At 61.3% G+C, this 14194-nt stretch carries 12 protein-coding genes and 1 tRNA gene; 2 read left to right on the top strand and 11 right to left on the bottom strand.

Features of this window, described 5'->3' with window-relative positions:
* The first annotated feature begins 82 nt into the window (after positions 1 to 82).
* Positions 83 to 159: transfer RNA gene (locus CRO06_RS03560), tRNA-Pro, on the top strand.
* 42 nt (positions 160 to 201) lie between these two features.
* On the opposite strand, the gene CRO06_RS03555 is transcribed toward CRO06_RS03560, so the two are convergent.
* Positions 202 to 978, bottom strand: coding sequence for a DUF481 domain-containing protein (locus CRO06_RS03555; RefSeq protein ID WP_022995932.1), 777 nt, complete (start codon positions 976 to 978; stop codon positions 202 to 204).
* A 279-nt stretch (positions 979 to 1257) separates the two neighbouring features.
* Between CRO06_RS03555 and metH the strand changes: the two genes are divergently transcribed.
* Positions 1258 to 4959, top strand: a complete 3702-nt coding sequence (metH, locus tag CRO06_RS03550; protein WP_055100047.1) for a methionine synthase — start codon at positions 1258 to 1260, stop codon at positions 4957 to 4959.
* Here the strand turns inward: metH and CRO06_RS03545 are convergent.
* Genes CRO06_RS03545 through gspF form a run of 10 tightly spaced genes read right to left on the bottom strand, consistent with a single transcriptional unit; the run spans position 4956 to position 14100 of the window.
* Positions 4956 to 7007: a PEP-utilizing enzyme gene (locus tag CRO06_RS03545; RefSeq protein WP_097057745.1), complete on the bottom strand. Its 2052-nt coding sequence runs from the start codon at positions 7005 to 7007 to the stop codon at positions 4956 to 4958. The two genes, metH and CRO06_RS03545, sit on opposite strands and share 4 nt — an antisense overlap.
* Entirely contained in the window at positions 7004 to 7744 is a 741-nt protein-coding gene (locus CRO06_RS03540) for a lipoprotein intramolecular transacylase Lit (RefSeq protein ID WP_097057744.1), read from the bottom strand. The genes CRO06_RS03545 and CRO06_RS03540 overlap by 4 nt, the downstream gene beginning before the upstream one ends.
* A 3-nt stretch (positions 7745 to 7747) precedes the next feature.
* Positions 7748 to 8278 (bottom strand): type II secretion system protein GspM, encoded by a 531-nt coding sequence (gene gspM / locus CRO06_RS03535; protein ID WP_097057743.1) that lies wholly within the window; start codon positions 8276 to 8278, stop codon positions 7748 to 7750.
* Positions 8275 to 9477 carry a type II secretion system protein GspL gene (gene gspL / locus CRO06_RS03530; RefSeq protein ID WP_022995927.1) on the bottom strand — a complete coding sequence of 401 codons (1203 nt, stop codon included), beginning with the start codon at positions 9475 to 9477 and terminating at the stop codon, positions 8275 to 8277. Before gspL ends, gspM begins: the two co-directional genes overlap by 4 nt.
* Before the next feature lie 41 nt (positions 9478 to 9518).
* The gene (gene gspK / locus CRO06_RS03525; RefSeq protein WP_026949321.1) at positions 9519 to 10610 is read right to left on the bottom strand and encodes a type II secretion system minor pseudopilin GspK; all 1092 of its coding nucleotides are present in this window, start codon (positions 10608 to 10610) and stop codon (positions 9519 to 9521) included.
* Positions 10601 to 11224, bottom strand: a complete 624-nt coding sequence (gene gspJ / locus CRO06_RS03520) for a type II secretion system minor pseudopilin GspJ (RefSeq protein ID WP_022995925.1) — start codon at positions 11222 to 11224, stop codon at positions 10601 to 10603. The genes gspK and gspJ overlap by 10 nt, the downstream gene beginning before the upstream one ends.
* On the bottom strand, positions 11224 to 11655 hold the full coding sequence (gspI, locus tag CRO06_RS03515; protein ID WP_055100052.1) for a type II secretion system minor pseudopilin GspI: 432 nt from the start codon (positions 11653 to 11655) through the stop codon (positions 11224 to 11226). Before gspI ends, gspJ begins: the two co-directional genes overlap by 1 nt.
* Positions 11652 to 12371: a prepilin-type N-terminal cleavage/methylation domain-containing protein gene (locus CRO06_RS03510; RefSeq protein ID WP_097057742.1), complete on the bottom strand. Its 720-nt coding sequence runs from the start codon at positions 12369 to 12371 to the stop codon at positions 11652 to 11654. The genes gspI and CRO06_RS03510 overlap by 4 nt, the downstream gene beginning before the upstream one ends.
* 31 nt (positions 12372 to 12402) lie before the next feature.
* On the bottom strand, positions 12403 to 12834 hold the full coding sequence (gene gspG / locus CRO06_RS03505; RefSeq protein ID WP_014994558.1) for a type II secretion system major pseudopilin GspG: 432 nt from the start codon (positions 12832 to 12834) through the stop codon (positions 12403 to 12405).
* 45 nt (positions 12835 to 12879) lie between these two features.
* A complete protein-coding gene (gene gspF / locus CRO06_RS03500; protein WP_097057741.1) occupies positions 12880 to 14100 on the bottom strand; it encodes a type II secretion system inner membrane protein GspF in 1221 nt (406 codons plus the stop codon).
* Positions 14101 to 14194 lie beyond the last annotated feature (94 nt).

The raw sequence follows: 14194 nt of genomic DNA, 5'->3' as shown, positions 1-14194 counted from the left end.
GCAGAATATGGACAACCGGATAAATTCCCGTTGCAAAACAGTAGCATTCTGAAAATTCGCTGCTAGAATACGCCCCCACATTCGGAGTATAGCTCAGCCTGGTAGAGCACTACGTTCGGGACGTAGGGGTCGCAGGTTCGAATCCTGCTACTCCGACCAAATAAAAAAAGCCGGCCCTCGGGCCGGCTTTTTTTATGTCGATCAGAAAGTGTAGACCACGGAGACCCGGGTTTCCTGGTCGCTGCGGTGGCTGCCGTCATCCGGCACCTTGGAGTTACGCTTCAGCAGATGGCTGAGCCGTAGCGAGAAATGATCGTTGATCTTGGACGTCAGCGAGGTTTCCGCCCGCACCACGGTGTTCTCATCGCCCACTTCGGTGGTGAAATCTTCCTTGAAGGAAGCGGTTTCGGAGATCTTCCACTCGTATTTGGCGGCGAAACGGCCGATCAGACTCTCCTCGGTATCCTCGCAGCTGGTGTAGGAATCAGAGGGATCGAGGCAGTCCACGCGGTAACCGGGACCGGCTTCCAGGTCCAGAGTGTGGGTTTCCGTATCCAGGAAACGGCGGCCAAGACCAATGGCATAGCTGGCCTGGTAATGGTAGCCGGAGAAGTTATCTTTATCGTAGGTCACGATATTGAAGATGTAGTTCCGGCCAAGGTCTCCGAACTTGCGATCCAGCTTGTAGGAACCGTAATAGCGTTCGGCGGTGCGCTCATCCTCGCGGGTGTCGTCATTGCGAGACATCTCATTGACCGCTTCCATTTTGCCGGTATGGCGCCACACCCGGCCATCGTGGGTCAGATTTGCCGCGGCGGCGAGGTTCTGGGAGCGGGTGTTGCCGGACTTCAGAAGGTACGAGCCTTCCAGTTCGATGTCCCAGCCACGCGGTTTGGCGGCTTCTTCCGACTCCTGGGCGTGACTCAGGGTTGGCCCCGCCGCCAGGGCGCATGCCAGGACCAAGCATTGTTTGCGCATCATGCCTCCTACGCTATGTTGATGATTCAAAGCCCGTTCCGGGGCCATTGACGGTAAAAGGGCGCATTATGCGCAAACGCGCGCGCCTGCCCCACCGTATACAGTGCATTGGCGGTTTTTTTTACAATATGGCTATCAACCGGTCACAATCCGGCTCTCGCCGAAAGCACCATGAGTAAGATCATGGCAACGGCGCTCAGTATAGCGGGCACTCGGGTGCGTTGGGCAACACCGTCCCAGCCGCTATAATGCGCCCCCGGTCACTCAACGGAGCAGTTCATGTCCAACCAACGCCGCGCGCAGCTCGCCTCTCTTCTGCAGGATCGCATCGTCATCCTGGACGGGGGCATGGGCACCATGATCCAGCGCCTCAAGCTCAGCGAAGAAGACTACCGGGGCGCTCAGTACGCGGACTGGCACTGCGATCTGAAGGGCAATAACGACCTTCTGTCCATTACTCAGCCGGAAAAAATCGAGGCGTTGCATCGCGCCTACCTGGAAGCCGGCGCTGATATCATCGAGACCAACTCTTTCAACAGTACCGCCATCGCCATGGCGGACTACGACATGCAGGCGCTGGCCCATGAATTGAACAAGGCCTCCGCCGAGGTGGCCCGTCGCGCCGCCGACGCGGTGGCCACGCCGGAACGGCCGCGGTTCGTCGCCGGGGTTCTTGGCCCCACCAACCGCACCGCCAGTATCAGCCCGGATGTGAACGACCCCAGCTACCGCAACGTCAACTTCGACACCTTGGTGGAAGCGTATCTGGAAGCCGTGGACGGTCTGGTCCAGGGTGGTTCGGATCTGATTCTGATCGAAACCATCTTCGATACTTTGAACGCCAAGGCCGCGGTGTTCGCGGTGGATCAGTACTGTTACGAGCGAGGCCTCGATCTGCCGGTAATGATTTCCGGCACCATTACCGATGCCTCCGGCCGTACGCTTACCGGGCAGACCACCGAGGCTTTCTATAATTCGCTGCGCCATGCCAGACCGATTTCCATCGGCCTGAACTGCGCTTTGGGCCCCATGGAGCTGCGCCCTTACATCGAAGAGCTGTCGCGCATTTCCGAATTCCACGTCTCCGCCCACCCCAATGCCGGACTGCCCAACGAAATGGGCGAGTACGACCTGGATCCGGACACCATGGCGAAGGAAATCCGTGGTTGGGCACAAAAAGGCTTTCTTAACATTATCGGCGGCTGCTGTGGCACCACCCCGGAACACATCGCCGCCATGGCGGCGGCGGTGCGGGACTGTGCCCCCCGTGCCCTGCCCGCGATCCCTGTGCAATGCCGCCTGTCCGGCCTGGAGCCATGCAGCATCGCACCCGATTCCCTGTTCGTGAACGTGGGCGAGCGCACCAATGTCACCGGTTCCAAACGCTTTCTGCGCCTGATCAAGGAAGGCGACTACGATACCGCCCTGGATGTGGCCCGGGACCAGGTGGAAAACGGCGCCCAGATCATCGATATCAACATGGACGAGGGCATGCTCGATTCGCTCGAGTGCATGGTCCGGTTCCTCAATCTGGTGGCCTCGGAACCGGAAATTTCCAAAGTGCCGATCATGATCGATTCCTCCAAGTGGGAGGTGATCGAAGCCGGCCTGAAATGCATTCAGGGCAAGGGGGTGGTGAACTCCATCTCCCTCAAGGAAGGTGAAGAGGCGTTCCTGAATCAGGCTCGGCTGATCCGCCGCTACGGCGCCGCCACCGTGGTGATGGCGTTCGATGAGGACGGCCAGGCGGAAACCCGTGAGCAGAAGGTGGCGATCTGCAGCCGCGCCTACAAGCTGTTGACCGAAGAGGTGGGCTTCCCGCCGGAAGACATTATCTTTGACCCGAACATCTTCGCCATCGCCACCGGCATCGAGGAACACAACAATTACGCGGTGGACTTCATCGAGGCCGTGGCGGAGATCAAACGCACCCTGCCCCACGCCCTGATTTCCGGCGGTGTCTCCAACGTGAGTTTCTCGTTCCGGGGCAACAACCCGGTGCGCGAGGCGATTCACGCGGTGTTTTTATACCACGCCATCCAAAATGGCATGGACATGGGGATCGTCAACCCGTCGCAATTGGCGATTTACGCGGACATTCCGGCGGAACTGCGCGACGCGGTGGAAGACGTGGTACTGAATCGCCGGGAAGATGGCACTGAACGTCTTCTCGATCTGGCCGAAAAATACCGTGACAGCGGCGATAAGGAAACCAAGAAGGAAGATCAGGAATGGCGCTCCTGGCCGGTGGAGAAGCGGCTCGAGCACGCCCTGGTCAAAGGCATCACCGACCATGTGGAAAGCGATACCGAGGAGGCCCGGCTTCGGGCGGAGCGCCCTCTGCACGTGATCGAAGGCCCGCTGATGGACGGCATGAACGTGGTCGGCGACCTTTTCGGCGCCGGCAAGATGTTCCTGCCCCAGGTGGTGAAATCCGCCCGGGTAATGAAAAAGGCGGTGGCCTATTTGCTGCCGTTCATGGAAAAGGAAAAAGAGGAAATGGGCACTCAGGATGAGTCCAACGGGCGCATTCTGATGGCCACGGTGAAGGGGGATGTTCACGACATCGGCAAGAACATCGTTGGCGTGGTGCTGCAGTGCAACGGCTACGAGGTCATCGACCTCGGTGTCATGGTTCCCTGCGATAAAATCCTTGAAACCGCCCGTGCGGAAAAGGTGGACATCATCGGTCTGTCCGGCTTGATCACCCCATCCCTGGACGAAATGGTCCATGTGGCCAGTGAAATGGAACGCCTGGAGATGGATCTGCCATTGATGATCGGCGGCGCCACCACCAGCCGCATCCACACCGCGGTAAAGATCGACCCCAACTATCGCCATGCCGTGGTCCATGTGGCGGACGCTTCCCGCGCCGTTGGCGTGGTTTCCCGGTTACTGTCCGATACTCAGAAAGACGGTTACGTGGAAGAGACCAAGGCCACCTACCAGGAGCTGCGCGAACGACGCAAGCAACAGCAGGTGGACCGCTCCCTGGTGAGCATCGACAAGGCCCGGCAACACCGGTTCCAGCCGGACTGGAGTAACTACACACCGCCGGAGCCGAAGATCAAGGGCCTCAAGGTGTTTGACGATTATCCTCTGGAAGAGCTGGTGGAGCGCATCGACTGGACGCCGTTTTTCCGCTCCTGGGAACTGGCCGGCCGCTTCCCCCGTATTCTCGAGGACGAAGTGGTGGGCGAGGAAGCCACCCGGCTTTACCAGGACGCGCGCGCCATGCTGGACCGCCTGCTCAAGGAAAAATGGCTCACCGCGCGGGGCGTGATCGGCTTCTGGCCAGCGCAATCGGACATGGACGATATTCAACTGTTCCGACAGCCTGGCGATGCCGAGCCGTTCATGACGCTGCATCACCTGCGCCAGCAACTGGACCGGGAAAAGAACGATAAACCGGATTATTGCCTGAGTGATTTCATCGCGCCGAAAGACAGCGGCAAACAGGACTGGCTGGGCGGCTTCGCGGTTACTACCGGCATTGGTATCGATGAGCATGTGGCGCGCTTCGAGGCGGACCATGACGATTATTCCGCGATCATGCTCAAGGCCTTGGCGGACCGGCTTGCCGAGGCGTTCGCCGAACGCCTGCATGAACGGGTGCGCAAGGAGTTCTGGGGATACGCCGCGGACGAGACTCTGGATAATGACGCTCTGATTTCCGAGCAATACCGGGGCATTCGCCCCGCCCCCGGTTACCCGGCCTGCCCGGATCACACCGAGAAAGCCTTGCTGTGGGAGCTGCTTGAGCCGGAAAAAAACGCCGGCATGACGCTTACCGATCACTACGCCATGTTCCCTGCGGCGGCGGTATCCGGTTGGTACTTCTCTCACCCGGAAGCCAAGTACTTCGGTACTGGAAAGCTCGGCAAGGATCAAATGGACGACTACGCCGCCCGTAAGGGGATGAGCCGAAAGGAAATCGAGAAGATGGTTCCTCACCTGCTCGGCTATATCGACGAGGACTAGCCGCCCGGCCCAGGCGGCGCGTTCCGGGCCACGGTGCCCGCCGCGCCGTCCAGGGCCACCCACTCCTCGTCGCGCACGCCGTGCAAGGCATCGGCCAACCCCCACACCGCCGGGATGCCGCAGGCCCGGGCCAGGCTGGCGGCGGGGTTGGCCGGGTCCCGGCGGCTCAGGATCAAGGCGCTGGCGCGGGCCAGCCAGGGGGTCCAGGCGGCGTCCGCTTCGTCCAGCACCAGCACGTCCCCGGGCCGGATGTTGTTCAGTGCCCAGGCACTGCAGATTCGGCGTACCGGTCCCTCCACCCGACCCGCCACCAATGGCAGTCCGAGCAATAAAGGTTCGGAGGGGCTGCCCCCGAAACCATAGCCGATGCGATCCATTTTCCAGTCCGGCGCGCCGACCAGAGCGTCTTCCAAATAGCGGACCTTGCGTTGGGCGATGATGCGCCCGGCGGCGGATTTGGGAATACGGCGCTGCATCCACAAGATCCACAGCTCATCGAAGTATAGAAAATGGATATCGTCCGGATGGGCCAGTAACTCCTGCGATACCAGTTCGCGGGCGGCATGAACCAGCCATCCCCGCAGTTGTTCCGCCAGTTTCTGGCGCAATGCCCGCGCCCGCTTTGCCACCGACAACCAGGCGGCTATCTCCGTATCCAACCGGTCGCCAGGATCATGACGCCGCCGCCGTTCCCCGGCTGCCTCCAATACCGCTTTCAGGGAAGGACTGTCCTGAACGGATGCGTGCACCGGATCATCGCCCGGGCGCAGCGTCGCCAGCTCCGCGCCCTCTCCTGTGTCCCCTTCATCCCTCTTTCCCCGATCCCCCATTTTCAAATTAAGGGCCTGATCCAGAGCCCGCAATTCAGAGGCCGTCAGCAGTGATGTGAGTGGAAAGGGCTGGGCATGGTAATGCGACAATTCCGGCAACCACAGATAACACAAACGGCCTTCCAGGCGGGCCAGGCGTTCGCCAATGCGATCCAGTTCGATAAGCTGGTGCCAGAGGGCATCCCGGTCGCCCACGGCCCGCTCATGTTTCAGCTGGAGCTGTTTCTGGCGGTGCTCCAGTACCGCCAGAGCCCACCGCCAGCGCCGGCGTGGCGGTGAAAGCCGACGGCGGGTGGTTGCATCGTCCAGAGACTCCGGTGGCTGCCAGGCGGGTGGCACCTGTAGCCAGGCCGCCGGCCAGGTTTCCGCCAGGCGCCGGAAGTAAAGCCCGTTACTGTACAAATGGCTGTGCTGACGCCGGTAAGGCTCGACGTTCTCCAGTTCCTTCCAACCGTGACGGCGAGCCAGAGGCCACCAAAAGGCGGTTTTCAGCCAGCGCCCCTCCAGGGTATACCACAGGGGGGTCAGAGCCTGATTGAACAAGGCACCGCCGGCCCGACGGTTCCAGGCTTCCTCGGGCACTGGTAGTGAACCCACGGGCAGGCTCTGCAACAGCCAGATCCGCTCGCCGTCATATACCCACTCGCCGGCCTGCGGATGATCAAACCGGTTGCGCAGCATCTGTCCCAGGGTCACCAGAGCTTCCGCGGGTACGATCCGGTCCAGAGCCGGGGAGCCGTCACCACGATGTACCAACCGTCCATCCGCGTCGAACACCAGCCGCTGCCGCTGCCCTGCTCCGGCGCGAACGCCCTCCACCACCATGTGGGACAGATCCTGGCGCAACGGATGGCGGGTAAACAGAACTCCGGCGGCCTGCAAATTCGGCAATGCCTGGATTATGGCGTGATCCGGGCCGGGGCGGTGTTCGAACAACTGATGAAGGGCGCGGGCCAGCGCCTGGTCACTGTCCAGCTTCAGCAGGCTTTCCCGTCTGGAGCGGGGATTCATCACACCGTGATGCAGCACCCAGCGACGTTGTCGACCGAACATGCGCGGTAAAGCACGCAGGCGGTGGGCGAGATCATCCACCTGCAATGCCAGCACCGCCTCCCGGCTGACCCGCCAGCTCGGTGGTATCGGCAACCCTGATGCCGCCCAGCGCTGAACATTCTCGGCCCCGCTGGCGTCCGGACCCAGTACTTCGATACCACTCATGCGCTGGCAGGACTCCCCCGTCCCGCCAGCCGCAGACCGGTGAAATAAATCACGGGTGTCAGTATGGCAACTCCGACGGACAGCACCAGAGCGATACCGCCGAACAGCACTGGCGCTTTCATCAATGTGCTCATGAGTGAATCCTGCCAGTAGAAAAACCATTCATGTTCGGGTGGAAAGAGCCAGATATGAAACTGGTAAAACACCGCCTCCGGGCCGGCCACCAGCAGCCAACCCGCCAGTCCCAGCAACGGCGCGGCCAGGGCAATCAGGCGACTGCCAGCGGGCGGGCGGTGCTGACACCGCACCCATAGGGCCAACGGCCACCAGAGACAGGCGGCAATCAACGTGATCACCGTTCCCATACGGATAAGATGAGCCACATCCCTGAGGTGCAGGATTTCCGCCTGCCGCAGCAGCGGAACGGGTTGTTCCAGGCGATTGGGATAGTGGATGTCTTCCAACCCCTCGCCGTTGTTGTGAACGGCATTGCGGATTTGGTGGAACAGCGCCTGATATTGCTCCGCCTCGAGCCGTTCGAAGTCTCTACGGTATCGGTTCTGAGGACCGTATTCCTGGATGTGCTCCTCAATATCCAGGGTTGGATACCAGAACGAGTAGCCATAGTCGCACAGGCTATAGAATCCCCAACTGACGCCAAGCGCCAGGACCATGGCGTTGAGGGTATACAGCCACCAGGCCGCCAGGGCGGCGGCGCCACCAACGCGCCCCTTCATCGACTAGCGGCTCAGAGACGCACGTAGCGTGGCGGTGCCGGACTCGTTGCCCGGCCCCAGTTCCAGGGTGCCCAGGTTGAGGCCCTGCTCTTCGAGGAAATGCAGCCAGATCAGCACGGCGTTGGCGGGCTGGTCTTCCAACTGAATCCTCACCGAGCGGTCACCGTCGGGAGTGAACCCTTGCAGGGTAAGGCCGTGGTTCTGCGCCGAACGACTGATCTCGCTAACCCAGCTATCGCCGAAGGCGCTGGCCTTGTCGCGATTGTCGCTTTGGCCCCGGGCTGCGCGTACCGCCGGCGCATTCAGTTCGATCCACTGACGGGTTTGCTCATTGGCGACGTAACGCTGGCGGGCGGATTCCCGTGCGTTCCAGATTGGCTGCCAGATCAGTGCGTAAATCAGGAACAACACGATGACCGCGGCGAGCAACTGCAGAATGGTTTGCTCCCGGGGTTCCCTGGAGGCGTACCATTCAAAGGCGGGCTGCAACCGCTTGTTCAATTGGCTTCGGGCTTGCTCTAATTGCTGTTTCATCCGGCCTGCTCCACCCGAATACGCGCGGTGACCCCATTGGGCCCATTGCGATAGTTGGCGATGGACGCATTGACGCCCTTTTCCCGTAATGCGGTTTGCAGTTTCTCCAGGTCGGCGTATTCCTTGGCGCCCAGATCCAGCAGCAGATTACCCTGACGCTCATCGAACTGCAGCCGTTTGGGTTCCACTTCGCTGGCGGAAAGCACCGCCGCCACCGAGGGCAGCACCTGGAACAACCTGGCATTGCCGGTGGCGCCACCGCCGCTGGAAAGGCGGGCCAGCCGGGCTTCGAATTGCCGCCGCAAACCGGCGGTGGCCCGATCCCCCGGGAACAGGCTTTGGTAGAGTTTGCCGGCGTCGGCGAGAGCCTGGTCCGCGGCCCGTTCGTAGCGCCAGGTCTGGACGCCCAAGGCGACCAGGGACAAGACGAACACCGCCGCGGCCAATCCCAGCACCGGTTTCCACGGCGTCCAGGGCGAGGGGCCGCCGCGGCGATTCTGGCGTGGTGCCAGGGCCCCCTGCAGGATCTCCACGGCGCTGGAGTCACTGAGGCCATCCCGAAGCTGCTGAAACAGGGCGGTGGGGGACTCCACGCGAGCCAGGGGCTGTTCCGGGTCGTTTGGGGCCGGCTCCCCGGTGATCTCGAACCCCTCCGATTCCGGAGTCGCGCACAGTGCCATCAGCGAGTTCAGTTGGGCTTCGTCCGCGTAGCCGAGGGCCCGCTCCCGATCCAGCACCAGTGTCTGGCAGCCAGGTACCGCCACCGCCACGGGCGCGCCGTGGGCCAGCACGTCCCCCAAGGATTTAATGCTGGTGATGTGCACCTGCGCATCCCTGGACAAGGTCAGCAGCGCGTCCACGGCTTCCCGGTCCACCACGGTGACCGGATAGCGGCCGTGGTCACCCTTGCCGGCGGCGAACCAAAGCCGCTCGGGAGCATCCAGCAATTGCTCCTCCAGCAGAAACGGCAACACCCTTTGCAGATGACGTGCCTGCTTCCGCGACAGATTGACATGGGTGCACAGGGCATCGGCGCCGCTAATGACGATCCGTGCACTGCTCCCATGCAGGACCTCCAGAGCCTGTGACAGACTGCCCTCGCTCACCGGGTCCGCCGGCGATTCCTGGTACAGCGCCGGGCTTTCGGCGAGTCCGTTACGGAATGCCCCCGGGGCCAGATAAATCAGTGCTGTGGCCACAAATTTCGTCCTTTTCCGTTTATTTAACCGCCGCAACGGGCTCAGCCGTTCGGATTCAGTTCCACGGTATTATTGCTTTCATTTTCCGCATTGTAGAAGGGATTGCAGGCCGGTTCGAGGGGGCTCAACAGAGGCGTTACCTGCCGGCTGAACACCCGAGTGCCGTCCGGCCCGCCCTGGGAGGAGCGGCGTAGCCGGCTGACCAGACGGCTGACCTGCCCGTCCACTTCCACATCCACCATGATCTGGAAATATTCGCTGCCCACCGTCAGCATGCCCGCCAGGTTCTGTTTTTGCTCGTCATCCAGAGACGTAAACGGGGCCAGGGCCATGACGTCATCGACATTGACGATCGGCCCTTCTTCGCGCAACGCCATCACCGCCTCGGCGGCATCGTTGCCCGCCATGGTCCCCAGCACCGCGTCCAGCACCGGCTGCGGTGCCGTGTTGACATTCAGCTTGGAGCCCGATGGCAGCGCGGTGAACAGCCCCCACATCATCATGTCCGGAAACAGATCCTCGACGGTGAAGCTACGCAGCGCGCGCAATTCGGTTTCGTGAGCCACCGCCATATTCGGCGTGCGGCGGGAGCGATACTCAGTGTCCTCCGCCCCTTCCACGTTGTCGACGATGTTGTTGGTATCAATCCAGTCCGCCATCTCATTGGACAGTAAGGAGGCCTTGTTCGGCTCCGGCAGCACCTGTTCCAGCAGTCTTCGCAGGCGCTCCCGGTTTTCCTCATTACGTTCAAATCCGGGACCACTGGCGGTACCCAGCCAGTTGAGGTTGAACCGGCCCTGCAAATCCTGCACCGACGCACTGAGAATGGCGTCTTCATAGGGCGTGGCGGGCAATTCCACCGCCCATTGCTCTTCCACGCAATCGTCCACCATGGCGTTATTACGCTTGTCGTCTTCCAGATCGTCGATCAGGCCCTGAGTGGCCACCACTTCCACCGCCATGGCGTATTGATAGCGCTTGTCCCATTGCAGCAGGTTGTCGGCGCGCGTGCGGAAGCGGTCCTGGCGGAACATCACCTCCGTGGCCACCGCGGCAAGGATGGCGAACAGCATCAAAACGATGATCAGGGCCATACCACGCTGGCGGCGCGGGCGCATCACGGTCACGCCCATGGGTTCACCACCGTGCGGAAGAAGCGGTGCAGAACATCGCCATTGTCCAGTTCAACGCTGATTTCGACGCTGCGTGGCAGCCGTTGCAGCCACACCGGCTGGGTCGCCACATTCGGCTCGGGCCAGAATTCCAGCCACTGCCACTCCCCTTGATCGTTCTGGTCCAGGTAGCGCACGGTGAAGCGTTTGACGTTATCGATCAGAACGTCTTCCTGATATTCTGTGGCCACGGTGGTATCGAGCACCGGCCAGTAGCGACGGTACAAAGTGCCATTCTCGAAAACATAGATGACCCTCTGCATCTCACTGCGGCGGCGCAGTTGAAAGGGATTGGACCAGCCCAGGCGAGTGAATTCCACGTATTGCTCGGTGCCGATCATGGCCGGCTGGTAGTCGCCATAGCCATCCCGTACGGGGCGGGAGATAAGCTGCTCGAAGTCAAGGGTGAGATAGGTCACCGCGCGCTGGCTGTTTTCCATCTCAGTGGCGCCTTCGGCCAGTTGCTCCCGGCTGTCCAACGCATTGCTGAGAAACTCCACCGCCACTATGTACATCATGGCGAAGATGCCGATCACCACCAGCATTTCCAGCAAGGTAAAGCCACGCTGGCGCATTATCCCCCCGGGTTGTTCGGGTTGTTATTCGGGCCGTTGCCGTTCTCGCCCATGGCGGCAGCGGGTTTGCCGATCAGACTGGCGAGACTGTATGCCAACCCCATTTCCTCATCGTCGATCAACGGCCCCACATCGATATCCACCCGGCGAGTATCCGGATACGGTCCATCGCTGATTTTGGTTTGCACCCACCATTCGCGCTCGCCATATTTGACCCGGTCATCCTGTTCCCCGTTTTCCGGCCAAAGCTGGAAGGTTTGCATCTCCACCAGCTTGTCCGCCGCCACCATGTAAGCCAGACGGGTGTCGTCAATATTGCGGTAGGCCACGGCGCTGGCGCCCAGGGTCTGCCCGAGCGCGATCATCGCCAGGGACAGAACAGCCAGGGCCAGCAGCACTTCCACCAGGGTAAACCCGCTCTGCGTTTTCATTGCTCGTCCCGCTTCAGGTTGAACAGACTGCCGGGGTCCTCGCTGGTCCGGGTGCGCATCTCGCGGATGGTTTGACTACGCTCTTCCTCTTCGCGCACGGCCTCCGCATCATCCGGATCGCGAATCTGGCCAAGAGCGGTGAGACGCCGGCGGACTTCCAGGTCCGGCTCATTGATGGAGCGGAGCGTGAGCAACACCGGCGTGGTTTCACCACTGGGGAAGAAAAATACCTGGGGCAAGGGCCCGGAGCGGGCCTGCTCATCTTTCTCCGACTGCTCTTTGTCCAGCAATCCTATGCCTCCGGAAAACTTGCTGTCGTCCACCAGCCTTTTGGCCACGTCACCGAGGTTCACCGGTGTCACCCGGTCATCCTCATCGCGCTCCAACTCCTCCACTTCCCACAGCAACTCAATGCCTTCCGGCAAGGACTCGGCGCTGAGGCCGTTCCCCTCCGCCGGGCGGAATACCCGCGCTCCCACATCGTATTCCACCGGGGTCCAGCCGCGCTCGGTGAAACGCATCGCCATCAGCCGGCCAGAAAACAGGCTTTGCTCATTGAGCAGTACCAGTTGGTCTGTGAGCTTGGCTACATTAGTGTCCAACTGACGGCCGTCATCGGTCCACACCGGCACCACCAGCACGGCCAAGGACAGCAGCGCCATCAGGCCGATAACCACCAGAATTTCCAGCAGGGTGAAACCGCGCTGCATCCGCATGGCAGATCCTTCCGGTCGTCAGTCGCCAGCGTCAGTTGCTGCTGTCGCGCCAGCTGATGTCCGCGTCCACACCGGTGCCGCCTTCAGCACCGTCCGCTCCCAGGGAGTAAAGATCGAAAGGACCATCCACGCCCGGGCTCAGATAGACATAGTCATTACCCCAGGGGTCCTGGGGAATCTGCGGCAGGTAGCCTCCCTCGGGCCATTTCTTCGCCGACGCCGGGCGCTCCACCAAAGCCCGGATACCTTCCTCGGTGCTCGGATAGCGGCCATTGTTGAACTTGTACATATCCAACTGCTGGACAATGCGGGACATGTTGGTCTTGGCGATATCGACCTTGGCCTGTTCGCCCTGACCGATCACATTGGGCACGATCATCGCCGCCAGCAGGCCGAGAATCGCCACCACCACCATGATTTCCAGGAGGGTAAAACCGCGCTGGTTCCGTCGCTTGGTTTTCATTTGTTCACCTTCTTTACGTTATCGAGCACCTAAGAAAAAGGGGGGTTATCCCGCCATGAAATTGTTCATCTGCATGATCGGCAGCATCACCGCCAGGACAATCATAATCACGAATCCCGCCATCACCAGCAGCATGATCGGCCCCAGCAGCCCCACAAGAGTACTGACCGTACTATTGAGCTCCCGTTCCTGGTAATCCGCCGCCCGGGTGAGCATATGATCCAGCTCGCCGGAGGTTTCGCCACTGGCGATCATCTGCACCAGCATGGGCGGGAAAAAACCGCTCTTGTCCAGCGCGCGGCTTAGGTTGCCGCCCTCGCGCACCCGTGCCGCCGCGTTCTTGACCGCCTCGCGGATAGCCAGGTTGCCGACCACCTGGGCAGCAATGAACAGAGCGTCCACCAAAGGTACGCCGGAGCGCCCGAGAATGCCCAGGGTGCTGGCCAGACGGGCGCTATCCGAGGCGCGCAACATGGTACCCACCAGGGGGATATTGACCAAACGCCGATGCACGCGCAGGCGAAACCCGGGTTCACGCAGGGCCCGGGCAAACAACGCGATGGCGCCGATCAGAACCAGCACCACCAACCAGCCCCAGTCGCGGGAAAAGTCACTGAGCCAGATCACCACTTCCGTGATAGTGGGCAGTTTCTGATCGCGGTTTTCAAATACCGCCACCATTTTCGGCACCACGAAAGTCATCAGGAAGGCGATCAGCACCATGGAGAAGACCATGATAAAGGCCGGGTAAATCATCGCCTGCGATACCGAACGACCGGTGTCATGGCGGGTTTCCAGGTAATCGGCCAGTTGCTCGAGCACCTGCTCCAGATGGCCGCTCTGTTCACCGGCCGCCACCGTGGCCCGATACATTTCCGGAAAGGCACGGGGGAACTCCGCCAGGGCGCGGGCCAGACTGAAGCCCTCGAGAACCTTGGCGCGAACCGCCATCATGATCCGTTCGACACGCGGGTTGGCGGCCTGCTTGGCCACCGCGGAGAGTGCCTGCTCCACCGGCAAACCGGATTTGAGCAGTGTCGCCAGCTGGCGCGTCACCAGCGCCTGCTCGCCACCCTTGAGTTTGTTGGAGCCGCCAGAGAGGCGCAGTCCGCCCTGCCCGCCCCGGTCGCGGGTTTCCACCACTTCCAGCGGCACCCAGCCTTTGTCCCGCAGCTGTTGGCGGACCTGGCGGGCGCTGTCGGCCTCGGCGGTGCCTTTTTTAACTTTGCCCCGGTGATCCAGGGAACGGTATTCAAACGCGGGCATGATGGCGGCCTGTTACTGCTTGCCCAGAGGCGCAAAGTGGGGGCACTGTCACCGTAAACCATGACCGTTGAATGACAGACGCTTGCCGGCCATC

It is taken from the genome of Alloalcanivorax xenomutans, from assembly GCF_900217905.1.
Taxonomy (GTDB): Bacteria; Pseudomonadota; Gammaproteobacteria; order Pseudomonadales; family Alcanivoracaceae; genus Alloalcanivorax; species Alloalcanivorax xenomutans.
The sequence above is the reverse complement of the archived record's forward strand: the minus strand, read 5'-3'. Positions and strand labels throughout refer to the sequence as shown.